This is a genomic window from Lentzea waywayandensis, assembly GCF_900115955.1.
Lineage (GTDB): Bacteria > Actinomycetota > Actinomycetes > Mycobacteriales > Pseudonocardiaceae > Lentzea > Lentzea waywayandensis.
The window spans coordinates 253,090-276,620 of sequence record NZ_FOYL01000003.1 but is presented as its reverse complement, the minus strand read 5'-3'; the positions used below and the strand labels follow the sequence as shown (position 1 = coordinate 276,620).

Sequence of the window (23,531 nt, the reverse complement as noted above, 5' to 3'; positions counted from 1 at the left end):
GCAATGGTCTCGTTAGGCTGCGAGCCCATGAGCAGTGCGACCGAGCCGATCGGGCACGTCCCCACCGGCGCTTCAGGCGCCCCGGACGTCCACACCACCGCGGGCAAGCTCGTTGACCTCTACCGACGCAACGACGAGGCGGTTCACGCCGGCTCGGAACGCGCGGTCGAAAAACAGCACGCGAAGGGCAAGAAGACAGCCCGCGAGCGCATCGACCTCCTGCTCGACCCCGGTTCGTTCGTCGAACTGGACGAGCTCGCACGGCACCGCTCCACGAACTTCGGCCAGGAGCGCAACCGCCCGTACGGCGACGGCGTCGTGACGGGCTACGGCACCGTCGACGGCCGTCCGGTGTGCGTGTTCTCCCAGGACGTCACGGTCTTCGGCGGTTCGCTCGGCGAGGTCTACGGCGAGAAGATCGTCAAGATCATGGATCTGGCGATCAAGACGGGCCGTCCGATCGTCGGCATCAACGAGGGCGGCGGCGCGCGCATCCAGGAGGGTGTCGTCTCGCTTGGCCTCTACGGCGAGATCTTCTCCCGCAACGTCAAGGCCTCCGGCGTGATCCCGCAGATCTCGCTGATCATGGGCTCGAACGCGGGCGGCCACGTCTACTCCCCCGCGCTGACCGACTTCGTCGTGATGGTCGACCAGACCTCGCACATGTTCATCACCGGCCCAGACGTCATCAAGACCGTCACCGGCGAAGACGTGACGATGGAAGAGCTCGGTGGCGGTCGCACGCACAACACCAAGTCCGGCAACGCGCACTACCTCGGCAACGACGAGGAAGACGCGATCGCGTACGTCAAGGAGCTCCTGAGCTACCTGCCGTCCAACAACCTCTCGGACTCGCCCGCCTTCGAGGGCACGCTGGCCGAGGGGTCGATCTCCGACTCGATCACGGACGACGACCGCGAGCTCGACACGCTCATCCCGGACTCCGCGAACCAGCCGTACGACATGCACGAGGTCATCAACCGCGTGCTCGACGAGGGCGACTTCCTCGAAGTGCAGCCGTTGTTCGCGCCGAACATCCTCGTCGGCTTCGGCCGCGTGGACGGCCACTCCGTCGGCGTCGTCGCGAACCAGCCCACCCAGTTCGCCGGCTGTCTCGACATCGACGCGTCCGAGAAGGCCGCGCGGTTCGTGCGCACCTGCGACGCGTTCAACATCCCGGTGCTGACGTTCGTCGACGTGCCCGGCTTCCTGCCCGGCACCGACCAGGAGTGGAACGGCATCATCCGGCGCGGCGCCAAGCTGATCTACGCCTACGCCGAGGCCACGGTTCCTCTGGTCACCGTGATCACGCGCAAGGCGTACGGCGGCGCGTACGACGTCATGGGCTCCAAGCACCTCGGTGCCGACATCAACCTCGCGTGGCCGACCGCGCAGATCGCCGTCATGGGCGCTTCGGGTGCGGCGAACATCGTGCACCGCAAGACTCTCGCGGCGGCGGCTGCCAACGGCGAGGACGTCGACGCACTGCGCGCTAAGCTCCAGCAGGAGTACGAGGACGCGCTGTGCAACCCGTACGTCGCCGCCGAGCGCGGCTACGTCGACTCGGTGATCCCGCCGTCGTACACCCGCGGTTACGTGGCGCGGGCGCTGTTGATGATGCGGGACAAGCGGGAGACGCTGCCGCCCAAGAAGCACGGGAACATCCCGCTGTGACCGCGCCGGAGGAAAAGCCGCTGCTGAAGGTCGTCAAGGGCACGCCGGACGACTACCAGTTGGCCGCGCTGACCGCGGTCATCGCCGGGCTGGCTTCGGCCGCGCCCGTGGAGGAGAAGCCGAAGCAACGCTCCGAGTGGGCGAACCCGGCACGCCGGGTTCGCCGGCCGTCGCAGCACGGACCGGGCGCGTGGCGCGCCTCCGGTTTTCCCGGCTAAGAAGATCAAGCCTTGAACAGTCCCCTAGCGGCCAAGGCTTGATCTCCTCGAGTTCCGCAACGACTACGCCTGCTGCACCGCCCAAGCAACCGCGACAAATGCACCTGTCAACACCACGACCGCGAACGCCGCACGCAGCCACGGAGTCCACGAGTTGCCGAAGATCGTGGGGCGGAAGAAGTCCAGCACCGCCACCACGATCACGGCCAACGGCCCCGCGACGGGGTCCTGCGCGTCCTGCAGTGACTGTGAGTCGATGGGTATCGTGCTCGTGGGCTGCTGCTCTACTTCCTCGGTGACCTGGGGATAGTTGGTGTTCGGCCCACTTGACCGCCCGTTGCCGCGGGCCTGGTCATGGGGCGGGGTCCCATCTGGGGCCCCGTCCGCCCGCGGCCTCACTTCACACCACCAAGAGCCTCGGCCGCCTGTGCCTTCGCTGCCTTGTTCCGGACCGCTCTCCTGGTCTTGCCTTGCAGGACCATCCGGTCATGCGTGCTGAACGGACTCGCCAACGCACGGTGATGGACTTCTCGCCTGCCGGCCGGGTGCCGGTGGTCGACGATCTTCTGGACCCGTTTCAGCAGGATCCCCGCCTTTTCGAGCTCACGGTAGCCACGCTCGGCGGTCCGCTCGCTGAACCCGTAGTACAGGGCCATCCGCTCGAGCGGCACGGTGAAGGTGCGGGCGTCGGGGCTCTGCGTGTCGTGGAGCAGCACGAGCAGCATCGCCTTGCCCGGCAACGAGAGTCGGTCGCTCAGGCCCGACACCCAGTAGTCGTGAGGCAGAACGAAGAAGCCGGGTCCGCCTTCATCAGGATTCTCGCCGGCACGAACCCAGGGCTCACCGCTACCGGTCTCGATGAGGGGACTGACGATTGTGCGTCGTCCTTCATGTTCTCGCTTCACAAGCCCGAACTCGTCCAAGACGGCGAACGCCTTGCTCGCCGCGTTCGGAGTACACGAATCCGAGACCGACAGAAGCCGCGCCCAGGTCCGGATGTCCAGAGGCTCGTCCTCGACGACCGGCCAGAGTCCGTGCAGGAGCAGGAGGGCGTCGAGCGCACGCCGCTGTCGATTGGTGATGAACTCGGCCAGCACCGACCCTCGACTCCCACTCCGTTCCCCCCGCCGCTTCTGGACGAACTCCTTGCGGAGCGGGACGAAGCCTCGTTTCGCCTTCTTCAGCAGGGCGGCGCGTGTCTCAGCCGGGCTCGGCTCTGGCAGATCCTCAATGCCCTCGAACGGGTCAAAGGGTGTTGTTGCTTGCATGAGGACAAGGTAGATCCGTCAGACGCTGCGACCAAGCGGATAAGCGGTTGATGAGTGCTCTGTCAGGTGCCAGTATGTGCATGCCGCTGGCATGTCGTCATGGGAGACCGGATTGGGAGACCACTGGGACACCGATCATGTGCTGGTGCCGAGGCGGCCAGGATCGTGTTTCCCAGTCCCCGGCCCCTGCGACACTGCAATTTTCTCACAGCTTTGTCAGGCGCCGAGACACCCAGCGGGACTCGGCCCTCATCAGCAGTCGACTCGTCGACTGGTGATGTTCAGGCCGACGGCGACCTCGCGACAACGAGTCTCGCCGTCGACCTGCATCTTCAGCGTCCAGAACGCGCTGCCGTACGCGGACGTCTGACGCAGCACCTGCACCCCGGCGTGGTTGAGCGGCGAGCCGGAACGCACCGCGGGCACGACCTGCGTGAGCAGTGCGTGCTCCGCGCGGTCGGCGGTGTCGGCGAACGGCCAGATGGGCACTCCATAGCCGATCGGGTCACTCGCGAGCACGCTTCCAACGCCCCACGATCCAATGAGGCCGCCGAGCACGACGAGCAGTGCCGCGATCCGTCTGCGCTTGCCTTCGCGATCGGAACCGCGTTCGGTGAGGACAAGCACCCAGCGCTTCACTCTGCCGAGAGTGCCGACTGAAGAGGTGATCGCGCATCAGTAGTACTACTCGGACGGACCGTGAGAACTGGCGGACCGTGTACGCGCTGTGCATCGGCTTCTTCATGACGCTGCTGGACACGACCATCGTCAACGTCGCGCTGCCGTCGATGATCACCGACCTGAACGCCTCCCTGAACGACGTCATCTGGGTCGTCAGCGCCTACCTGCTCGCGTTCGCGGTGCCGTTGCTGCTGACCGGGCGGCTGGGTGACCGGTACGGGCCCAAGCGGCTCTACGGCATCGGGCTCGTGCTGTTCGTGGCGGCGTCGCTGGCCTGCGGGCTCGCCACCAGCGCCGAGGCGCTGATCACGGCGCGCGTCTTCCAGGGGCTGGGTGCCGCGGCCATGACGCCGCAGACGATGGCGTTCATCACGCACCTGTTCCCGGCGAACAAGCGGGGCGCGGCGCTCGGCATGTGGGGGTCGGTGGCCGGGCTCGCGACGATCTCCGGGCCGTTGCTCGGCGGCGTGCTGGTCACGCACCTGGGCTGGGAGTGGATCTTCTTCGTGAACCTCCCCATCGGCGTGCTCGCGCTGGTGCTGCTGTACCTCTGGGTGCCCGACCTGCGGCCGAACCGGGCGCCGAGGTTCGACGTGCTCGGCGTCGTGCTGTGCTGCCTGGGACTGGGACTGCTGGTGTTCGGCATCCAGAACGGCGAGCACTACCGGTGGGGCCGGGTCGCGGGGCCGCTGACGATCGCCGAGGTCATCGGGGCCGGGGTGCTGATCCTCGTGCTGTTCGTGCTGTGGCAGGGCTCGGCGCGCAACCCCGAGCCGTTGATGCCTCTCAGGATCTTCCGCAACCGCAACTTCTCGCTCGGCAACGTCGCGAACATCATGATCGGCATCACCGTGACCGGTGTGTTCGTGCCGCTGGCGCTCTTCCTCCAGACCGTGCCGAAGCTGTCGCCGCTGATGACCGGCCTGGTCACGGCACCCGCGTCGCTGATGTCCGGCGTGGTGGCGATCTTCGCGGGACGGCTGTCGAACCGCGCCGACGCCAAGTACCTGCCGATCACCGGATTCATCCTGATGGCGCTGGGCATCGGCGCCATGACGTTCCTGCTCGGGGACGGGCCGCAGTGGGTGCTGCTGCCGTCGATGCTCGCGCTGGGCACCGGCATGGGGCTCGTCTACTCGCCACTGACGAACATCTCCACGCGCTCTCTCGACCGGTCGCTGCTGGGCGCGGGATCCGGCATCTACAACACCTCGCGGCAGTTCGGGAACGTGCTGGGCAGCGCGGCGACCGCGGCCGTGCTGCAGATCGTGCTGGCGGCCACCGGTGACTTCACCTCGGCCGTGCGGGCGGCGTTCTACCTGCTGCTCGCGGCGATCGCGGTCGGGCTCGTCGCCGCGTTCGCCTTTCGCCAGATCGCCGCTCCAGCAGGCGTGACAGACTCCGCTCGTGCGTCTGATCCTGGCCTCCCAGTCACCCGCCCGTCTTAACGTCCTGCGGTCCGCGGGCATCGAACCCGTCGTCCGCGTCTCCGGTGTCGACGAGGACGCGCTGATCGCGTCGCTCGACAACCCGACGCCGGAGGAGACCGTCGTCGTGCTGTCCGCGGCCAAGGCCGAGGCGATCGAGCACGACGACGACTGCGTGGTCGTCGGCTGCGACTCGATGCTGCTGTTCGAGGGAGAACTCGTCGGCAAGCCCGGCACGCCCGAGATCGCGCTGGAGCGGTGGCGGCGGGTGGCGGGCAAGAGCGGCGCGTTGATCACCGGGCACACCGTGCTGCGGGTCGCGGCGGGAGAGATCACGGGCCGTGCCTCGGCCGCCGAGTCGACCACCGTGCGGTTCGGCACGCCGTCGGAGGAGGAGATGGAGGCGTACATCGCGACGGGCGAACCGTTGCACGTCGCCGGCGGCTTCACGATCGACGGGCGTGGCGGCTGGTTCATCGACGGCATCGACGGCGACCACACGTCCGTCATCGGCATCAGCCTGCCGCTCACCCGAAGGCTGCTCAGCCAGGTGGGTGTCTCCGTGTCCACACTCTGGTAGACGCTGGTCACAGTTCACCTGATCGAGGAAGACTGCCCTCAACGCCGGCGTTGAGGGCTAGCGGTGAACGAGTACTTGACGCGTCGCAGGAACATCGACCTGGCACGCAGGACGAGCACGGGCTGTCGGAGCTAATCGCTTCCGACGCCCCCTTTCGCTCATCCCTGCCCAGGAGATGTTCCAGTGTCGCTCGTTCAGACATACCGCAAGCCCAAGGTCTTCGGACTGACAGTTCTCGGCGCGCTCGTCCTCGGCGCGCTGGCCGGCTGGCTCGGCAAGGGCACGTGGCTCGCGCCCGTCCTCGCCAAGATCGGCTCCACCTTCACGGCGCTGCTGCAGCTCACCGTGATCCCGCTCGTCTTCACCGCGATCGTCGTCGGCATCGCGTCGCTGCGGAACCTCGGCGGCGGCCGCACCGCCGCCCGTCTCGGCGGCAAGACGTTCCTGTGGTTCGCCACCACGTCGTTCATCGCGGTGCTGATCGGCATCGCGGTCGCCTCGGTCCTGCGGCTCGGCCAGGGCGTGCAGATCGAACCCGCCGCCGGTGCCGTCGACAAGCTCGCCAAGCGCGCTTCCGGTTCGTGGCAGGCGCTGCTCGACAACCTGGTGCCCACCAACATCTTCAGCTCGTTCACCGAGGGCGACGTGCTCCAGGTCGTGTTCATCGCGGTGCTGGTCGGCTTCGCCGCCTACGCGCTCGGTGACAAGGCCGCGCCGTTCACGAACCTCGTGAAGTCGTTCTTCGAGATCATCCAGAAGGTCGTCGGCTGGATCATCCTGCTGGCGCCGATCGGCATCTTCGGCCTCATCGGCAACGCCGTCGCGTCCTACGGCAACGCGTTCGTGAAGCCGCTGTTCTCGTTGATCCTGGCCGTGTACGCCGGTTCCGCGCTCGTGCTGTTCGTCGTCTACCCGATCCTGCTGAAGTTCGTCGGCAAGACCTCGCCGGTCGAGTTCTTCCGCAAGGCGGGCACGGCGATCCAGTTCGCGTTCGTGTCGCGGTCCTCCGGCGCCACGCTTCCGTTGTCCCGCAAGGCCGCCACCGACCTCGGCGTCCCGCAGGAGTACGCGAACTTCGCCGTGCCGCTGGGCACCACGACCAAGATGGACGGGTGCGCCGCGGTCTACCCGGCCATCGCGACGATCTTCATCGCGAACCTGTTCGGCATCCAGCTCTCGGTGTGGCAGTACGCCGGTATCGTGCTCGTGGCCGTGTTCGGCGCTCTGGCCACGGCCGGAACGACCGGCTGGTACACGATGCTCACCCTGACGCTGAGCGTCGTCGGCCTGCCGCCGGCCGTGATCGCGACCGGTGTGGCCGTGGTCTACGCGATCGACCCGATCCTCGACATGATGCGCACCGCGACCAACGTGGCCGGTCAGATCACCGTGCCGGTGCTGGTGGCGCGCAGCGAGAACCTGATCGAGGAGCCCGCCGCTCCGGCCGAGAAGGACCTCGTCAACGCCTAGGAATCGGCGCACGGACGTAGTTGCGACAACTTCGGCACCGGTGCGGGCCAGCCTGGAAGCTGCTCCCGCGCCGGTGCCGGCGTCGTACAGCCGACGTTCGCGCCGAGGGCCGAGAACACCTGGACGAACGCGTCGTTGCACTGGCCGTCGCAGGCGCGCTGGGCCGAGACGATGTCCGCGGTGCCGTCCTCGTTGACGTCGTGCAGCCCGAGGTACCCCGCGTTGGACAGGTAGGCGGCCTGCGCGCGCGACCACGTGCCGTCCTTGCGGAACAGCACCTCACCGAGCACCTTGCCGCCGCCGTCCCCGCGCACCAGGCACACGCTGATCGCCGCCGCCCGGCACTCCAGCGACTCGGCGGTCACCGTCGCGCCGGACTCGGCGATGGTCATCTCGAAGATGTACGGGCCCGACTCGCCGGTCACCCTGATCCGCCCGCCGCCGGTTCCGGCGAGCAGCTCCACGAGGTCCTTGCCGACCGATTTGCCGATGACGACCTGGCAGACGGTGGTACCGCAGCGCATTCCGGGGTCGGTGCCGGATTGACCTGAATCGGTGCTGTCGGGCCGTTGGAAATAGGCGAAGGTCAGCCCCGCGACGAAGACCACGGCAGCGACGACGGCGATCACCTGCACCGACCTGGTTCCACCCACATCGCAGATTGTGGCCGATGGGCTCACGATTGATGTGAAGTGAGCCGTCTCTCCCTCTCGGAGTTCGTCGATTTCCGTAGACTGCGGCACCAGCCAGAGCCGTAATTAACCGGTCCAGCAGGAGGTACGACGCCGTGTCGCTGCGCAAGGTCCTCATCGCGAACCGCGGTGAGATCGCCGTCCGGGTCATCCGCGCCTGCCGTGACGCCGGTCTGACGAGCGTCGCCGTCTACGCCGAACCCGACCGCGACGCGCCGTTCGTGCGGCTCGCCGACGAGGCGTTCGCACTGGGCGGCAACACTCCCGGCGAGAGCTACCTGTCGTTCGAGAAGGTGCTGGCGGCCGCCGCGCAGTCCGGGGCCGACTCCGTGCACCCCGGTTACGGCTTCCTGTCCGAGAACGCGGAGTTCGCGCAGGCCGTGATCGACGCCGGTCTGGTCTGGATCGGCCCGACCCCCCAAGCCATCCGCGACCTCGGTGACAAGGTGACCGCGCGGCACATCGCGATGCGCGCGGGCGCGCCGCTGGTGCCCGGCACCAAGGACCCGGTCAACGGACCGGACGAGATCATCGCGTTCGCCTCCGAGCACGGCCTGCCGGTCGCGATCAAGGCGGCGTTCGGCGGTGGCGGCCGTGGCCTGAAGGTCGCGCGCACGATGGAGGAGATTCCCGAACTGTTCGACTCCGCGGTCCGCGAGGCCGTCACGGCGTTCGGCCGCGGCGAGTGCTTCGTCGAGCGCTACCTGGACAAGCCGCGCCACGTCGAGGCGCAGGTCCTCGCCGACACCCACGGCAACGTGATCGTCGTCGGCACGCGCGACTGCTCGTTGCAGCGCCGCCACCAGAAGCTGGTCGAGGAGGCGCCCGCGCCATTCCTGACCGACGAGCAGCGCGCCACGATCCACTCCTCGGCGCGTGCGATCTGCCTGGAGGCCGGCTACCACGGCGCCGGCACCGTCGAGTACCTCGTCGGGCTGGACGGGTCGATCTCGTTCCTGGAGGTCAACACGCGCCTTCAGGTCGAACACCCGGTGTCGGAGGAGACGACGGGCCTCGACCTGGTGCGCGAGCAGTTCCGGATCGCGGCCGGCGAGAAGCTGCGGTTCACCGAGGACCCGGCGCCGCGCGCGCACTCGATCGAGTTCCGGATCAACGGGGAGGACGCCGGTCGTGGCTTCCTGCCCGCGCCGGGCACGGTGACGACGTTCATCGCGCCGTCCGGTCCCGGTGTCCGCGTCGACGCCGGTGTCGAGTCGGGTTCGGTGATCGGCGGGCAGTTCGACTCGTTGCTGGCCAAGCTGATCGTGACCGGCGAGAACCGCGAGGAGGCCCTGGCGCGTGCGCGGCGTGCGTTGGACGAGATGGTCGTCGACGGCATGGCGACGGTGCTGCCGTTCCACCGCGTGATCGTGCGGGACGCGGCGTTCACCGCCGAGAAGCCCGAGGGTTTCACCGTGCACACGCGGTGGATCGAGACGGAGTTCGACAACCAGATCGCGCCGTTCGCGGGTGCTGCCGACGCGGCCGAGGAAGCGACGCCGCGTCAGACCGTGGTGGTCGAGGTCGGTGGGCGTCGCCTGGAGGTGTCGCTGCCGGGCGATCTCGCCGTCGGGTCACGTCCCGCTGCCGCCGCTGCGAAGAAGCCCAAGTCGAAGCGCGCCGGTGGTGGTTCGGCGGCCGTGTCGGGTGACGCGGTGGCGGCGCCGATGCAGGGCACGATCGTGAAGGTGGCCGTCGAGGACGGGCAGACCGTCGAGGCGGGCGACCTGATCGTGGTGCTGGAGGCCATGAAGATGGAGAACCCGGTGACGGCGCACAAGGCCGGCACGGTGACGGGTCTCGCGGCCGCCGCGGGCGACCCGATCACCCAGGGCACCGTGATCTGCGAGCTGAAGGACTGAGTTCGCAGGCTCGCGCAAGGGTCCCCCTGGGCGGTGGCTCCCCCGCGTCCCAACGTACTCAGGGGGTCTGACACTCACGGTGGACCGCGGCGGCGGGCTGTGATCTGCCCGCTGAAGGACTGACCGGCCGGGTCGCTCACCTACGATTGGTACGTGAGCGACCCGAGCAGGGACATCCGCATCGGTGACACCGAGCGTCAGCAGGCGTTGCAGGTGCTCGGTGAGCACATGAGCGCGGGCCGCATCGACATCAACGAGTACGGCGACCGGTCCGCGAAGATCACCACCGCGAAGACCCGCGGCGAGCTGATGGCGTTGTTCTACGACCTTCCCGATCCGCGGCCGCAGTTCGTCGCGCCCGTGCCGATGTTCAACGAGCCTTACAAGGCGCCCGCGCGCCGCTGGGAGGGCGCGGTCGTTCCCGTGGTGGGCGTGGCCGTGGCGATCCTGTTCTTCGCCTTCGTCAAGAACCCGTTGATCTTCCTGCTCATCCCCGCCGTGGCGATCCTGTGGGGCCAGTGGAACGGACGCCGACGCTGAAACCCTTGCTGTTGCTCGATCTCGACGGCGTGGTGCGCCGCTTCCCGCCGATGCCGGCAGAGCTCGCCGAGAGAGCTTTCGAGCCGTCGCTGCTGCTCCGCGCCGTCACCGGGGAGATCTCCGACGAGCAGTGGCGCCACGCGGTCGGGCCGGACTTCGCGGCCACCCCCGGCGAGGTGATCCCCGAGGCGCTGGCACTGGTCCGGGTGGCGCGGCGGCAGTGCTTCGTGGCGTTGCTGTCCAACGCGACCACGCAGCTGGAGGCGGATCTGGCGCTGCTCGGCCTCGACGCCGAGTTCGACGCGGTCTTCAACTCGTCCCGGCTCGGCCTCGCGAAGCCGGATCCCGCGATCTACCGCAGGGTGCTGGACGAGCTCGGCTACCCGACGGCGGTCTTCTGCGACGACACCGCGGAGAACGCGGCCGCGGCGACGGCGGCGGGGCTGGACGGCGTGCACGTGCCGGACACGGCGGCGTTGCGGACGGCCCTGGCCGTGCGGGAGCTGATCCCGCCGACCGTGCTGCTGATCCTGCCGGACCGCGACGAGGCCGAGGAGCTGGCGACGGAGTTGCTGGAGGCCGGCTGGGGTCCGTGCGCCGTGCACAGGGACATGCTGGCGGGCGAGGACGACGCCGAGGACGTGGACTGGGTGGTCGAGCTGACCACCGCGCCGGACGGCCTTCCGGCGTCCGCGCACCGGCCCGAACTCGACGACCTGGCGGAGCGGCACGACGGTTTCACGAGCGACGGTTAGCCTCTGGCCGTGGAGCCAGTTGAGATCAACGCGGGCGAGTACTACCTGCGCGCCTTCCGCGGCGACGACCGCATCGACGACGTGCCGGCGCTGGCCGAGGCCTTCGCGGACGCGGAGACCAAGCGGTACATGCCCCGCCTGACCGCAGACGGCGCCCCCTCCGCGGAGACGCTCGTCCTGCTGCTGACCGACGGCTGGGAGAAGGACTACCGGTGGTCGTGGGCGGTGTGCGAGGCCGTCACCGCCGAGGTGATGGCCGGGATCGTCATCCACAACGTCGACCACCACCTCAAGTCCGCCGAGGTGATGTGCTGGAGCCAGCCGAAGCACCGCGGCAAGGGCGTGCTGCCGGCCGCGCTGAACTCCGTGCTCGGCTGGGTCTACGGCGCGATGGAGATGCACCGGATCACGTACCGGCACGCGGTGTCGAACACGGCGTCGCAGCGGGTCGCGGAGAAGTGCGGATTCACTCTGGAGGGTCGTCTTCGCGAGGAGGCGATCGTCGATGATCAGCGCGAAGACCAGTTGTTGTGGTCACGGCTGGCGTCGGACCCCTTCCCAGAGCAGCTACGGTGACCGGCCATGCGGACCACGGGGCTCCTCATCGTCGCGATGGCGCTCGCCGGGTGCACGGCGGCGCCCCAGCAGAGTTCGCTGACCACCCCGCCTCCCCCTCCTCCGTCGCCCACGACGACGCCCTCGCAGCTTGACTTCCCGCAACGGCCGCGCGCGGTGCCGCTCGACAGGGTGGACCCCTGCGCGGTGCTGACCGCCGACCAGCGCATGGCGCTGAGCCTCGACAACCCGCCCAGCGCATACGTCGAGCCGAGCTTCGGCAGCGCGCGGGCGTGCACGATCCGCAGCACGACGAGCGGCAATGTGGCGAGGATCGCACTCGTGCTCGCCTCGGGCGCGGACGTGTGGCTCTCGGAGAACGCTCAGGTGGACTACACGGTGAGCGCGATCGAGGGATTCGCGGCGATTACTGTCCGCACACCCGACGTGCACGACGTCTGCAATGTGGAGATAGACGTCGCCGATGGGCAGTTCCTCGACGTCATGTTCCGCGACGGCGGCAATTCCACTGCCGTGCAACAAGATCATCTTTGCCTCGGCGCCCAGCGCGTGGCAGAGGCGGCGATGGCCAGTTTGCTCCAGAAGCGCTGACCCACTCGGGCGGATGTCACTGATCGCACTCCCCAGCGTTACCTTCGGTGGTTAGAGTGTCCAAGCGCTTGTAGGTACAACCGCCGGAGGTTTCACCATGCCGCCAGGGGGACGCAGCGGGGCCGACTCCTCGCCGCCCGCTTCGCACGAGCTGAACGTGGAGCCAGAGGCGATCCCGGCGTTGCGCAACACGTTCTCGGCCGCCCTGATCAAGCTGGACAAGCAGATCGAGATGGCGATCACCGAGTTCCGCGTGCGCCCGTGGGCGGGTGACCCGGTCAGCCAGGAGGCCGCGGAGAAGTTCAACGACCGCTCGATCGCGGACGGTGACTCGGCTCTGCAGGCCCTGCTGAACTACCAGCGGCAGCTCAAGACCGCGATGGACAACCTCAACCAGATCGAACGGCAGTACAACGTGGTCGAGGGCGACAACACCGGCATGATGAACAAGAGCGGGTGCTGACCATGGCAGATCACCGCTGGCAGGGCTACAGCCACAAAGAGCTGTACGAGCGCATTCACGCAGGTCCGGGCGCTTCCGCGTCGTTCGCGTCGATGGAACGCTGGCAGGGCGTGTCGGCCGCGCTGACCGAGATCAACGACGACCTGCACTCCGGCATCGCTCTCTCGGGCGCGAAGTGGCAGGGCAGGGCCGCCGACATGGCGCAGGCCGGCCTGAACCCCATCGCCGCCTGGGCGGACAGCGCGCGCACCGGCTCGGACGTCATGCGCTACTCGGCCGAACTCCAGGCCGGGTACGTCTCGAAGGCCCGCGCGGACATGCCGGCGCCGGTCAGCGTGACCGCGGAGCAGCCGGGTGCCCTCGTCACCGGCATCACCCACCTCTTCGGCGGCCAGACCGACCACGAGAAGCAGGAGGCGGCCCAGGACGCCGCCGAGCGCCGCGCCCGTGAGGTCATGTCCACCTACGCGTCGTCCACGACCGCGAACACCTCGACCCTCGGCCAGTTCACCCAGCCGCCGCAGCTCCAGATCAGCGGCTCCGGCCCCGTGCACGGCGGTGGCGCCCAGGTGGGCACGGCCGCCGTCTGGGGTGTCGGCCCGAACGGCACCGGCGGCAGCGCGACGCGCGGCCGCACCTCGACGGGCACGCGCGGCACCGTTGCTCCACCGCCTCGCGGGGGCACGCCCGCGCCGGGCTCCACGACGCGCACGTCCAGCACGGGAACCAGCACGACTCCCGCCGTCAAGGGCTCGCAGAGCTCGGTCACGGCGACCACCACCGGTCCTGGTGGCACGGGCACCGCGGGTGTCGGCCTGGCGGGCCAGCGCACCTCCAGCCGTTCGGGATCGTCCGCCGGCACCGAGGTGAAGCAGATGGAGGACGGCGCGACCGCGGCCTCCGGTGCCGCCATGGGCACGGTCATGAACCAGGGCCACGCCGCCGGTGTCGCGAACGCGGCGGGTTCCGCCATGGGTCCGATGGGCACGGTCGGTGCCGCGAACAACGGCGACCAGGTCCACCGCAGGGCCGTGCCGATGCCGCAGTCGTTCGACCCGTTCGGCGGGATGGGCGGTGGACGCAAGGGCGAGGAAGAGGAGGACTTGGAGCACAAGGCCGCCGACTACCTCCGCGAGCGCGACGACATCTACGGCGTGGGCAGCTACACGTTGCCCGTCATCGGGGAGAGCACGACCGACTGATGACTCTGTTCGGCTTGGACGTCGGGATGAGCGACACGCGCGACCCGGTGATCATCTCCACGCTGGAGTTCGACGTCCTCTGGGAGCACCTGGGCCTGGAGACGATGCCGCTCGTCCTGAAGGTCCCCTCACCGGGCAAGACCACCGAGGAACGGCGCGCCATCGAGGACCAGGTCTGGCTGCAGCTCGGCGCCAGAGGCCTCGGCGGCCCGCGTTCCCTGGACCCGACCCTGGAAGACCTGCTGCACGTCCTGAACCGCCCGCAGCAGGAGATCGACGCCCGGATGTGGCTGCACGAGCGCAGCCTCCGGGTGCTCGCCGCGGGCAAGGGCCAGGCGGGTGTGCTGGCGATCCTCGACGGCACCCAGCTGATCCTGCGCCCGGCGGAAGCCGACGGCCTCCCGCGCGAGGCGCTCACCGCCCTGCCCACCGCTCCGGCGGGCGAGGGCCACTCCATCACCCTGCCGTCGGCCGACCTGGACGGAGCGGCGGCCTCAGCGGCGACTCCGGAGGACCTGGAGGCCGCGCTGAGTGCGACGTTGCGCGCCGACGACGCCCACACGCTGGCCGAAATGGTCCGCGACGCCTCGAACCGGGGCCAGTTCGGCGCCGCGGCCCGCGACAAGTGGGGCAAGCGCGTCCGCCCGGACCGCGTGGTCGCGTTCTACGACACGCCAAAGGGCCGCTACCTGCAGATGCGCCGCGCCACGGCCGGTCAGGCGCCGTGGTCGACCATCACCCCGGTCGACTACCGGCGCATGCACCACCACCTGGTGGAACTGCTGGCGGAGGCGGCCGGCTCCTGACCGCTGGGGCAGGAGCCGTCAGCGCGAGATCTAGTGGCGTGGCCCAGAACGTTGCCGGGCGAATTCGCGGTCAGACGGGTGCATCGTCGTACCGCCCCCACGTCCTCGTACTGGTTTGTACGTGGGCGTGGGGGGCGGTACGACGAGGTGCCCTGCTGAGCGTGAATTGCCCAGCCAACGTTCTGGGTCGCGCCGCTAGGGACCGATGCCCTGGCAGGGCCGGGTCCGCAGGTCGTTCACGTAGTCGTCGGGCGCCCCGGCGGCTTCCGCCGCGTCGGCGACCACCCCGATGTAGCGGGCGGACGGCAGCCCGCCCTCGTAGGCGTCCAGCACGTAGAGCCAGGCGACCACGGACCCCTCGAGGGTCTGCACCCGCAACCGGATCTTCTTGTACAGGCCGAGCGCACCCTCCCACCGGTCCAGCCGCGACTCATCGCGTGGCGACACGTCGTAGAGCACGCAGAACGTCTGGTGGTCTGGCTCCTCGACGATCGTCGCGAGGGCACCCTCCCAGCCGAGGTCCTCGCCACCGAACGTCATGCGCCATCCAACGAGCCAGCCGGTCCCCGCGAGCGGGGAGTACGGGGCTCGCTCCATCATCTGGTTCGGATCCATGTTCGACCCGTACGCGGCATAGAGCGGCACGTCCGACAGCGTAGCGACCCGGCGATCACCTTTCGGTACTGACGACACGGTCGATTCGGTCAACGCGTACGGTTGAGCCGCCCAGCAAGCACGCAGAAGGGAACTGATCGTGACCCGCATCGTCATCATCGGCGGCGGACCCGCAGGTTACGAAGCAGCCCTGGTCGCTGCGCAGCACGGCGCCGACGTGACCGTCGTCGAGAACGACGGAGCCGGTGGCGCGTGCGTGCTGTACGACTGCGTGCCGTCCAAGACCTTCATCGCTTCGGCGGGCGCGCGCAGTGCCTTCCGCAACGCCGGTGAGCTGGGCATTCAGACCCACAACGAGCTCGCGACGGTCGACCTGCCGGTCGTACACGGACGGGTGAAGGGCCTCGCGCTGGCCCAGTCAGCGGACGTGCGCGCACGCCTCCAGCGGGAGGGCGTGCGGCTGATCAACGGGCGCGCGAAGTTCGTCGACGACTCGCGCGGGCTCGCCCAGCACCAGGTCGTGGCGACCGGCGCGGACGGCACCGACGAGATCCTCAACGCCGATGTGGTGCTCATCGCAACCGGTGCGACGCCGCGCGTGTTGCAGGGCGCGGAGCCCGACGGCAAGCGGATTCTCACCTGGCGGCAGATCTACGACCTGCCTGAGCTGCCCGAACACCTCGCGGTGATCGGTTCCGGCGTCACCGGTGTCGAGTTCGCCAGCGCCTACACCGAGATGGGTGTGAAGGTGACGATGGTCTCCAGCCGGGACCGCGTCCTGCCGCACGAGGACGCCGACGCGGCCGCGGTGCTGGAGGACGTGTTCGCCGAGCGCGGCACGGCCGTCGTCAAGCACGCCCGCGCGGACAAGGTCGAGAACACCGGCGACGGCGTTCTGATCCACCTGGAAGACGGTCGCACGATCGAGGCATCGCACGCCCTGATGACCGTCGGTTCGGTGCCGAACACGACCGACATCGGCCTCGACAAGATCGGTATCGAGCTCGGGCGTGGCGGGTACATCCCCGTCGACCGAGTCAGCCGGACCAACGTCAGCGGCGTCTACGCGGCCGGCGACTGCACCGGCGTGCTGCTGCTCGCGTCCGTCGCCGCCATGCAGGGCCGCATCGCGATGTGGCACGCGCTGGGTGAGGGCGTCAGCCCGATCAAGCTCAAGACCGTCGCCGCGAACGTCTTCACCAACCCGGAGATCGCCAGCGTCGGCATCAGCCAGCAGGCGATCGACTCGGGCGAGGTGCCCGCGCGCACGATCATGCTGCCGCTCGCCACGAACCCCCGCGCCAAGATGGAGGGTCTGCGCCGCGGCTTCGTGAAGCTCTTCTGCCGCCCGGCGACCGGCGTCGTCATCGGTGGTGTGGTCGTCGCGCCGAACGCGAGCGAGCTCATCCTGCCGATCGCGCTCGCCGTGCAGAACCAGCTCACCGTCGAGCACCTCGCGACGACCTTCTCGGTCTACCCGTCGCTGTCCGGCTCGATCACCGAGGCCGGCCGCCAGCTCATGCGTCACGACGACCTGGACTGACGCACGACTGAACTTCTCACCAGGACTTCTGCGCCCTACAGGCGACTTGCAGACGCTTGCAGCGGATCTGCAGGCGGAACGGATTTACTTCGTTCTGCAAGCCGGAAGCAGATCGCCTGGGGGGAAAGATGAAGCGTTCGTTCGCTGCTGCCGTCGCACTGACGGCAGCAGCGCTTCTCGGTTCGTGTGCCCCTCAGGTGGCCGAACCACCGGCACCACCGGCCGGCGCCTCGTCAACGGCATCTTCGCCTGCGGCAGAGGGCATGCCACCGTCGGAGCCGGCCGAGATCCGCATCCCGAAGATCAACGCCGTGTCGTCGTTGGTGCCCCTGGGGCTCAACGCCGACGAGACGGTCGAGGTCCCGCCGGTCGACCAGCCGATGCAAGCGGGCTGGTACCGCCTCGCCCGCACACCGGGAGAAGCGGGACCCGCGGTCGTCCTCGGTCACGTCGACGGCAACAAGCAGCCGGGAATCTTCTTCCGCCTCAAGGAACTCGTCGCCGGCGACGAGGTCGTGGTGTCCAGAAAGGACGGCACCACGGCGAAGTTCCGCGTACGCAAGAAGGAACAGATCGCCAAGGACAGCTTCCCCACGGAGGCCGTCTACGGCGACACCGACGTGCCCGAACTGCGGCTGATCACCTGCGGGGGCAGCTACGACCACGCCGCGCGCAGTTACCGGGACAACGTCATCGTCTACGCAACTCTCGTCTGAACATCAGAAATCCAATGGGGGACAACAAAAATGAACATCATCAAGGCTGCAGCCGGTCTGGCGGCCGTCGCCGCCGCGCTCACGTTCGCGCCGTTCGCCAACGCCCAGTCGTCCGACGGCTTCCAGCTCGACAAGACCGAGTACGCCCCCGGTGACTACATCACCATCTCCTACGACGTCAGCGCCAGGTGCGAGGGCAAGGCGTACTCGAACGGCTTCATCAACTGGTACTCGTCCGACTTCCTGGTCGGGGGCCCGAAGACGTATGTCGCCGAGGCCAACGCCAGCTTCGTCCCCGGCTCCTACACCGCCGAACTGACCTGCAAGGGCGAGAAGGTCACCAGGGCGTTCACGGTCGCGGCTCCGCGTGACAAGTTCACGCTCGACAAGACCGAGGTCGAGGCGGGCGGCGACATCAGTGTGATGAAGACCAAGCAGTCGGACTGCGGCGAGGTCGCGACCTCGCCCGGCTTCACCGCCCCGATCAAGCTGGAGCACGAGTCGGTGAACCTTCGCATCGGCAACGGCAAGGTCGTCGACCAGGCCGGCACCTACCAGGCCGAGATGACCTGTGGCGGCAAGCAGGTGCAGGTGGAGTTCGTGGTCACCGCGAAGGCTCCCGCGCAGGCGGTCGCGGACAAGCCCAAGGCGGCGGCCAAGTCGGCCAAGTCTCCGATCGTGAAGCCGAAGGGTGCCCCGCAGACCGGTGGTGGCGCGACCGCGTGATCAAGAAGTTGATCACATTTCGGTTCTGTCCCGATCGGACGCGCAACTAAGCCACGAGATGTGCGTCAATGGATTCGTGGGGACTCGTGTCTTGATCGCGGTGCTGTCTGTGGTACTGGCCACCGCCTGTTCGCAGGGACCTGCACCGAAGCCGTCGGCGGCGACGAGCGACAGCGCGCCGCCGCCGGTGGTGTCACCGCTCGGCAACTCCGACCCGATGGAGCTTCGGATCGAGCGGATCGGCGTGCGGTCGTCCTTGGTCGCACTCGGCCTCGACCAGCAGGGCGTCGTCCAGATGCCGCCCGCCAACGAGGGCATGCAGGCCGGTTGGTACCAAACGCAACCGCAGCAGTGGATCATCGTCGGCCGGATCGAGAGCAACAAGGCCAGAGGCGTCTACTTCCGGCTGAACGACCTGCTGACGGGCGACGTCGTCGAAGTGTCCAAGAAGGACGGTTCGGTCGCCCGCTTCACCGTGACCCGCACGGAGAGGATCATCCGCGACGACTTCTTCGCGGAGGCCGTGGCGCGGGACAAGGACGAGCAGGGGCTGCGACTGATCACGTGTGGCACCCGCGACAACGTGATCGTGCACGCAGCCCCTTCGTCGTGATTCGACGAAGCCCGATCAGGACGAAGGGGCGGCCGGCTTCAGCCCGGTAACCGCCCGCGAGCCCGAGGGTTCGCGAGTTCGCGAGTTCGCGGGGTTCGCGAGTTCGCGCTGGTCGTCCGTTCGCCTCTTCGTCTCGATTCGGCGAAGCCCAATCGGGGCGAAGCGGCGGACGGACGACCAGCTTCCCGGCGAACGAGCCGGAGTCTGCGAAGCAGCGACCAAAAAACACAGCGACCAAAAAATCAGTCCTCAACCCAGTCGAAGGTCTTGGTCACGGCCTTCTTCCAGTTGGCGTACTCGGACGCGCGGCGGGACTCGTCCATCTGCGGCTCCCACTGCTTGTCCTGCGCCCAGTTCTCGCGGATCTCGTCCTCGGTCTTCCAGAACCCGACCGCGAGACCGGCCGCGTAGGCGGCGCCCAGCGCGGTCGTCTCCGCGACGACCGGCCTGATCACCGGCACGCCGAGGATGTCCGCCTGGAACTGCATCAGCAGCTCGTTCACGACCATGCCGCCGTCGACCTTCAACGCGGTCAGGTCGACGCCCGAGTCGGCGTTCATCGCGTCGAGCACCTCCCGCGTCTGGAAGGCCGTCGCCTCCAGCACGGCCCGCGCGAGGTGGCCCTTGTTGACGAACCTCGTGAGACCCACGATCGCGCCGCGGGCGTCGGAACGCCAGTACGGAGCGAACAGGCCGGAGAACGCCGGCACGAAGTACGCGCCGCCGTTGTCGTCGACGGTCTTCGCGAACTCCTCGATCTCGGCCGCGCTGGAGATCATGCCGAGGTTGTCGCGCAGCCACTGCACCAGCGAGCCGGTGACCGCGATCGAGCCCTCCAGGGCGTAGACCGCGGGGGCCTCACCGATCTTGTAGCAGACGGTGGTGAGCAACCCGTTCTCGCTCATCACCTTCTCGGTACCGGTGTTGAGCAGCATGAAGTTGCCGGTGCCGTAGGTGTTCTTGGCCTCGCCGGGCGACAGGCAGGCCTGGCCGAACGTCGCCGCCTGCTGGTCGCCGAGGATGCCCGCGATCGGCACCCCGGCCAGCGCGCCGCGTTCGCGCACCTGGCCGTAGACCTCCGACGAGGAACGGATCTCCGGCAGCATCGACATCGGAATGCCCATGTCGGAAGCGATCGACGAGTCCCACTGCAACGTGTCGAGGTCCATCAGCATGGTGCGCGACGCGTTCGTCGGGTCGGTGACGTGCACGCCGCCGTCCACCCCGCCGGTCATGTTCCACAGCACCCACGTGTCCATGTTGCCGAACAGCAGGTCGCCGGCTTCGGCCCTCTCCCGCGCGCCTTCGACGTTGTCGAGGATCCAGCGGACCTTGGGCCCGGAGAAGTAGGTCGCCAGCGGCAGGCCGACCTTCTGGCGGTAACGCTCCTGGCCACCGCCCAGCGCGCCCAGCTCCTGAACGATCTTGTCGGTGCGCGTGTCCTGCCAGACGATGGCGTTGTAGACGGGTTCACCGGTGTTCTTGTCCCACACCAGCGCGGTCTCACGCTGGTTGGTGATGCCGACGGCAGCGATGTCCGAAGTGGACAGATCGGCTTTCGCGAGCGCGCCCGCGGCGACCTGGCGGGTGTTCTGCCAGACCTCCTTCGGGTCGTGCTCGACCCACCCCGCCTTGGGGAAGATCTGCTCGTGCTCCTTCTGATCGACCGAGACCACCCGCCCGGAGTGGTCGAAGATCATGCACCGGGTCGACGTGGTGCCCTGGTCGATCGCGGCCACGTACTGCGTCATGCGAGAAGTCCTTTCAGACCGGGAGAACCAGGAAGAGCAGCGCGGCGAGCGCGCCACCCACTAGCGGGCCGACGACGGGGACCCACGAATAGCCCCAGTTGGCGTTGCCCTTGTTGCGGATCGGCATGAGGAACGCGTAGGCGATGCGCGGACCGAGGTCGCGCGCCGGGTTGATGGCGTAGCCGGTCGGGCCACCGAGCGACGTACCGATCACCAGCACGACGAACGCGACACCCGCGTACCCGAGCGCCGAGTTGCCGAACGTCGGCACGCCGTCCACCGACTCCTTCGCGGCCGGCGACAGCAGGATCCACGCGACGAGCACGAACGTGCCGATGATCTCGGAGACGAGGTTCCACGGCGCGTTCGGCACGGTCGGGCCGGTGGAGAAGATGCCGAGCGTGTTCTGCGGTTCGTCGTGCGTGTCGAACTGCAGCTTGTAGGTGGCCCAGCAGAGCATCGCACCGATGATCGCGCCGACCATCTGCCCGAGGACGTAGAAGGGCACGTCGCCCCACGGCGTCTTGTCCGCGATCGCGAGTCCCAGCGTCACAGCGGGGTTGAGATGAGCCTGACTCGGGTTGGCGATGCTGGCGCCGGTGAAGACCGCGAAGGCCCAGCCGACGTTGACGAACAGGAATCCCGTGCTGTTTCCGAGGGTGTTCTTGAGCACCTGGTTCGCGACGACACCGGTACCCAGGAGGATGAGGACCGCTGTCCCCAGCATCTCCCAGACGAAGATCGAGCCTGCGCTCATCGTCGACCTCCACTCGTTTGCGCCAGGCAGGACGCGCAAACCCGAGGTCAGGGCCGCGCCGCCCGCCTACAACGTGCTCGGACGCTATTACCCACCTGATCAGTTGTCCACGCCAAGTACGGGTGGTCAGGCCGTTCTCAGGCCATAAGGTTCTGGCCCGCGCGCCCATGGGCGGACGGCGGTCGCTGAAGGTAGCGTGAGGCGAAGTCGTAGCAGGGAGGCGTCTGTCGTGGTCACGCGCAAGAACGCAGCTGCACCACCGCGAACCCATGCCGAACCACCGATCACCGGCCGGCTCGGCCCGGCCGAACGCGAGGAGGCCTGGCAGCGGCTGGGTGCCGAGACGTTCGACGTCGTGGTCGTCGGTGGGGGTGTCGTCGGTGTCGGCGCGGCACTGGACGCCGCCACGCGCGGACTGCGGGTGGCACTCGTCGAGGCCCGTGACCTGGCGTCGGGCACGTCCAGCCGGTCCTCCAAGCTCTTCCACGGCGGCCTGCGCTACCTGGAGCAGCTGGAGTTCGGCCTGGTGCGCGAGGCACTGCGCGAACGCGAGCTGATGCTGACGCGCCTCGCACCGCACCTGGTGAAGCCCGTCGCGTTCCTCTACCCGCTGAGCAACCGCATCTGGGAACGCCCGTACTCGGCGGCCGGACTGTTCCTGTACGACACGATGGGCGGCGCCCGGTCCGTGCCGGGGCAGAAACATCTCACCCGTGCGGGCGCGCTCCGGCTGGTCCCCGCGTTGAAGCGCGACGCGTTGATCGGCGGCATCCGCTACTACGACGCCCAGGCCGACGACGCCCGGCACACGATGATGGTCGGCCGCACCGCCGCCCACTACGGCGCCGTGGTGCGCACGTCGACCCAGGTGGTCGAGTTCCTGCGCGAGGCGGACCGCGTGTCCGGCGTGCGGGTGCGCGACGTCGAGGACGGGCGCGAAGTAGACGTGCGGGCGCACGCCGTGATCAACGCGACCGGCGTCTGGACGGACGAGCTGCAGCGGCTTTCCGGCTCGCGCGGGCGCTTCCGGGTGCGGGCGTCGAAGGGCGTGCACATCGTCGTCCCGCGCGACCGGATCGTCGCCGAGGCCGGGATGATCCTGCGCACCGAGAAGTCCGTGCTGTTCGTCATCCCGTGGCGCAACCACTGGATCGTCGGCACCACGGACACCGACTGGAACCTCGACCTGGCACACCCAGCGGCCACCAAGCACGACATCGACTACATCCTCGAACACGTCAACTCGGTGCTCGCGACCCCGTTGACGCACGACGACATCGAGGGCGTCTACGCGGGCCTGCGGCCGTTGCTGGCGGGCGAATCCGATTCGACGTCAAAGCTCTCCCGCGAGCACGCGGTCGCGAGGGTCTCCCCAGGCCTGGTGGCGATCGCGGGTGGCAAGTACACGACGTACCGGGTGATGGGCGCGGACGCCGTCGACGCGGCGCACGTCGACCTGCCGGGCCGGATCCAGCCGTCCATCACGGACAAGGTGCCGCTGGTCGGCGCCGACGGCTACCACGCGCTGGTGAACCAGGCCGATCAGCTCGCGGCCAAGCACGGCCTGCACCCGTACCGCGTGCGGCACCTGCTGGACCGCTACGGCTCGCTGGTGCACGAGGTGCTGTCACTGGCCGCGGACAACCCGGAGCTGCTCAAGCCGATCCCGGCCTCCCCCGACTACCTCCAGGTCGAGGCGGTGTACGCGGTCTCGCACGAGGGCGCGATGCACCTGGAGGACGTGCTGACGCGGCGCACCCGCATCTCCATCGAGTACGCCCACCGCGGCGTCGACTCGGCGGACGCGGTGGCCCGGCTGGTCGCGCCGATCCTCGGGTGGGACGAGGACGCGATCAAGCGCGAGGTCGAGATCTACAACGCGCGCGTCGAGGCCGAGCGCACGTCCCAGACCAAGCCGGACGACCAGGCGGCGGACGCGGTTCGCGCCTCGGCACCGGAAGCGCGGCCTCAGTTGACCGAACCCGTGAGCTGATCTTCGGCATGC

At 68.5% G+C, this 23,531-nt stretch carries 25 protein-coding genes; 18 read left to right on the top strand and 7 right to left on the bottom strand.

Going from position 1 to position 23,531, the window contains the following annotated elements; translation table 11 throughout:
• Window positions 1–27: 27 nt before the first annotated feature.
• On the top strand, window positions 28–1,674 hold the full coding sequence (locus tag BM417_RS12020; protein ID WP_093591754.1) for an acyl-CoA carboxylase subunit beta: 1,647 nt from the start codon (window positions 28–30) through the stop codon (window positions 1,672–1,674).
• Window positions 1,671–1,892: an acyl-CoA carboxylase subunit epsilon gene (locus tag BM417_RS12015; protein WP_093591752.1), complete on the top strand. Its 222-nt coding sequence runs from the start codon at window positions 1,671–1,673 to the stop codon at window positions 1,890–1,892. The genes BM417_RS12020 and BM417_RS12015 overlap by 4 nt, the downstream gene beginning before the upstream one ends.
• 63 nt (window positions 1,893–1,955) lie before the next feature.
• On the opposite strand, the gene BM417_RS12010 is transcribed toward BM417_RS12015, so the two are convergent.
• The 3 genes from BM417_RS12010 to BM417_RS12000 form a co-directional block, all read right to left on the bottom strand.
• Window positions 1,956–2,291, bottom strand: coding sequence for a hypothetical protein (locus BM417_RS12010; RefSeq protein ID WP_093591749.1), 336 nt, complete (start codon window positions 2,289–2,291; stop codon window positions 1,956–1,958).
• On the bottom strand, window positions 2,288–3,160 hold the full coding sequence (locus BM417_RS12005; protein ID WP_143138614.1) for a hypothetical protein: 873 nt from the start codon (window positions 3,158–3,160) through the stop codon (window positions 2,288–2,290). Before BM417_RS12005 ends, BM417_RS12010 begins: the two co-directional genes overlap by 4 nt.
• Window positions 3,161–3,412: 252 nt before the next feature.
• Entirely contained in the window at window positions 3,413–3,799 is a 387-nt protein-coding gene (locus BM417_RS12000; RefSeq protein WP_093591743.1) for a hypothetical protein, read from the bottom strand.
• A gap of 77 nt (window positions 3,800–3,876) precedes the next feature.
• On the opposite strand from BM417_RS12000, the gene BM417_RS11995 reads away from it, so the two are divergent.
• The 3 genes from BM417_RS11995 to BM417_RS11985 all read left to right on the top strand — a co-directional run bounded on the left by BM417_RS11995 (window position 3,877) and on the right by BM417_RS11985 (window position 7,318).
• Window positions 3,877–5,289 (top strand): MFS transporter, encoded by a 1,413-nt coding sequence (locus BM417_RS11995; RefSeq protein ID WP_245821869.1) that lies wholly within the window; start codon window positions 3,877–3,879, stop codon window positions 5,287–5,289.
• Complete coding sequence (locus BM417_RS11990; protein ID WP_093591740.1) at window positions 5,249–5,848, top strand: Maf family protein; 600 nt, start codon at window positions 5,249–5,251, stop codon at window positions 5,846–5,848. The genes BM417_RS11995 and BM417_RS11990 overlap by 41 nt, the downstream gene beginning before the upstream one ends.
• A gap of 183 nt (window positions 5,849–6,031) precedes the next feature.
• Complete coding sequence (locus BM417_RS11985) at window positions 6,032–7,318, top strand: dicarboxylate/amino acid:cation symporter (protein WP_093591737.1); 1,287 nt, start codon at window positions 6,032–6,034, stop codon at window positions 7,316–7,318.
• Here BM417_RS11985 and BM417_RS11980 read toward each other — a convergent pair.
• Window positions 7,315–7,971: a hypothetical protein gene (locus tag BM417_RS11980; RefSeq protein WP_093591734.1), complete on the bottom strand. Its 657-nt coding sequence runs from the start codon at window positions 7,969–7,971 to the stop codon at window positions 7,315–7,317. The genes BM417_RS11985 and BM417_RS11980 overlap by 4 nt on opposite strands.
• A 134-nt stretch (window positions 7,972–8,105) precedes the next feature.
• Between BM417_RS11980 and BM417_RS11975 the strand changes: the two genes are divergently transcribed.
• The 8 genes from BM417_RS11975 (at window position 8,106) to BM417_RS11940 (ending at window position 14,805) form a co-directional block, all read left to right on the top strand.
• The gene (locus tag BM417_RS11975; RefSeq protein ID WP_093591731.1) at window positions 8,106–9,872 is read left to right on the top strand and encodes an acetyl/propionyl/methylcrotonyl-CoA carboxylase subunit alpha; all 1,767 of its coding nucleotides are present in this window, start codon (window positions 8,106–8,108) and stop codon (window positions 9,870–9,872) included.
• A gap of 153 nt (window positions 9,873–10,025) precedes the next feature.
• A complete protein-coding gene (locus tag BM417_RS11970) occupies window positions 10,026–10,412 on the top strand; it encodes a DUF1707 SHOCT-like domain-containing protein (protein ID WP_093591727.1) in 387 nt (128 codons plus the stop codon).
• Window positions 10,413–10,417: 5 nt separating this feature from the next.
• Entirely contained in the window at window positions 10,418–11,167 is a 750-nt protein-coding gene (locus BM417_RS49145; protein WP_143138613.1) for an HAD-IA family hydrolase, read from the top strand.
• A gap of 9 nt (window positions 11,168–11,176) precedes the next feature.
• The gene (locus tag BM417_RS11960; RefSeq protein WP_177320393.1) at window positions 11,177–11,743 is read left to right on the top strand and encodes a GNAT family N-acetyltransferase; all 567 of its coding nucleotides are present in this window, start codon (window positions 11,177–11,179) and stop codon (window positions 11,741–11,743) included.
• A 6-nt stretch (window positions 11,744–11,749) separates the two neighbouring features.
• Window positions 11,750–12,334 carry a DUF3558 domain-containing protein gene (locus BM417_RS11955; RefSeq protein WP_245821868.1) on the top strand — a complete coding sequence of 195 codons (585 nt, stop codon included), beginning with the start codon at window positions 11,750–11,752 and terminating at the stop codon, window positions 12,332–12,334.
• A 97-nt stretch (window positions 12,335–12,431) separates the two neighbouring features.
• Window positions 12,432–12,797 carry a transcriptional regulator gene (locus tag BM417_RS11950; protein WP_093591718.1) on the top strand — a complete coding sequence of 122 codons (366 nt, stop codon included), beginning with the start codon at window positions 12,432–12,434 and terminating at the stop codon, window positions 12,795–12,797.
• A 2-nt stretch (window positions 12,798–12,799) separates the two neighbouring features.
• On the top strand, window positions 12,800–13,999 hold the full coding sequence (locus BM417_RS11945) for a PPE domain-containing protein (RefSeq protein ID WP_093593569.1): 1,200 nt from the start codon (window positions 12,800–12,802) through the stop codon (window positions 13,997–13,999).
• The gene (locus BM417_RS11940; protein WP_093591715.1) at window positions 13,999–14,805 is read left to right on the top strand and encodes an ESX secretion-associated protein EspG; all 807 of its coding nucleotides are present in this window, start codon (window positions 13,999–14,001) and stop codon (window positions 14,803–14,805) included. The genes BM417_RS11945 and BM417_RS11940 overlap by 1 nt, the downstream gene beginning before the upstream one ends.
• 195 nt (window positions 14,806–15,000) lie before the next feature.
• Here BM417_RS11940 and BM417_RS11935 read toward each other — a convergent pair whose 3' ends face one another.
• Window positions 15,001–15,450 (bottom strand): gamma-glutamylcyclotransferase family protein, encoded by a 450-nt coding sequence (locus tag BM417_RS11935; protein WP_030478530.1) that lies wholly within the window; start codon window positions 15,448–15,450, stop codon window positions 15,001–15,003.
• Between the two features lie 109 nt (window positions 15,451–15,559).
• Here BM417_RS11935 and BM417_RS11930 point away from each other — a divergent pair, with 109 nt between their 5' ends.
• The 4 genes from BM417_RS11930 (at window position 15,560) to BM417_RS11915 (ending at window position 19,018) form a co-directional block, all read left to right on the top strand.
• Complete coding sequence (locus BM417_RS11930) at window positions 15,560–16,963, top strand: NAD(P)H-quinone dehydrogenase (protein WP_093591712.1); 1,404 nt, start codon at window positions 15,560–15,562, stop codon at window positions 16,961–16,963.
• A 128-nt stretch (window positions 16,964–17,091) separates the two neighbouring features.
• Window positions 17,092–17,679: a class F sortase gene (locus BM417_RS11925; RefSeq protein ID WP_093591710.1), complete on the top strand. Its 588-nt coding sequence runs from the start codon at window positions 17,092–17,094 to the stop codon at window positions 17,677–17,679.
• A gap of 30 nt (window positions 17,680–17,709) precedes the next feature.
• On the top strand, window positions 17,710–18,405 hold the full coding sequence (locus BM417_RS11920) for a hypothetical protein (RefSeq protein WP_093591707.1): 696 nt from the start codon (window positions 17,710–17,712) through the stop codon (window positions 18,403–18,405).
• A 76-nt stretch (window positions 18,406–18,481) separates the two neighbouring features.
• Window positions 18,482–19,018: a sortase domain-containing protein gene (locus tag BM417_RS11915; protein ID WP_177320392.1), complete on the top strand. Its 537-nt coding sequence runs from the start codon at window positions 18,482–18,484 to the stop codon at window positions 19,016–19,018.
• A 242-nt stretch (window positions 19,019–19,260) separates the two neighbouring features.
• Here BM417_RS11915 and glpK read toward each other — a convergent pair whose 3' ends face one another.
• Both glpK and BM417_RS11905 read right to left on the bottom strand, forming a co-directional pair.
• The gene (gene glpK, locus BM417_RS11910; protein ID WP_093591701.1) at window positions 19,261–20,769 is read right to left on the bottom strand and encodes a glycerol kinase GlpK; all 1,509 of its coding nucleotides are present in this window, start codon (window positions 20,767–20,769) and stop codon (window positions 19,261–19,263) included.
• A 13-nt stretch (window positions 20,770–20,782) separates the two neighbouring features.
• The gene (locus BM417_RS11905; protein WP_177320391.1) at window positions 20,783–21,526 is read right to left on the bottom strand and encodes an MIP/aquaporin family protein; all 744 of its coding nucleotides are present in this window, start codon (window positions 21,524–21,526) and stop codon (window positions 20,783–20,785) included.
• Between the two features lie 283 nt (window positions 21,527–21,809).
• Here BM417_RS11905 and BM417_RS11900 point away from each other — a divergent pair, with 283 nt between their 5' ends.
• Window positions 21,810–23,519: a glycerol-3-phosphate dehydrogenase/oxidase gene (locus BM417_RS11900; protein ID WP_093593563.1), complete on the top strand. Its 1,710-nt coding sequence runs from the start codon at window positions 21,810–21,812 to the stop codon at window positions 23,517–23,519.
• Window positions 23,520–23,531 lie beyond the last annotated feature (12 nt).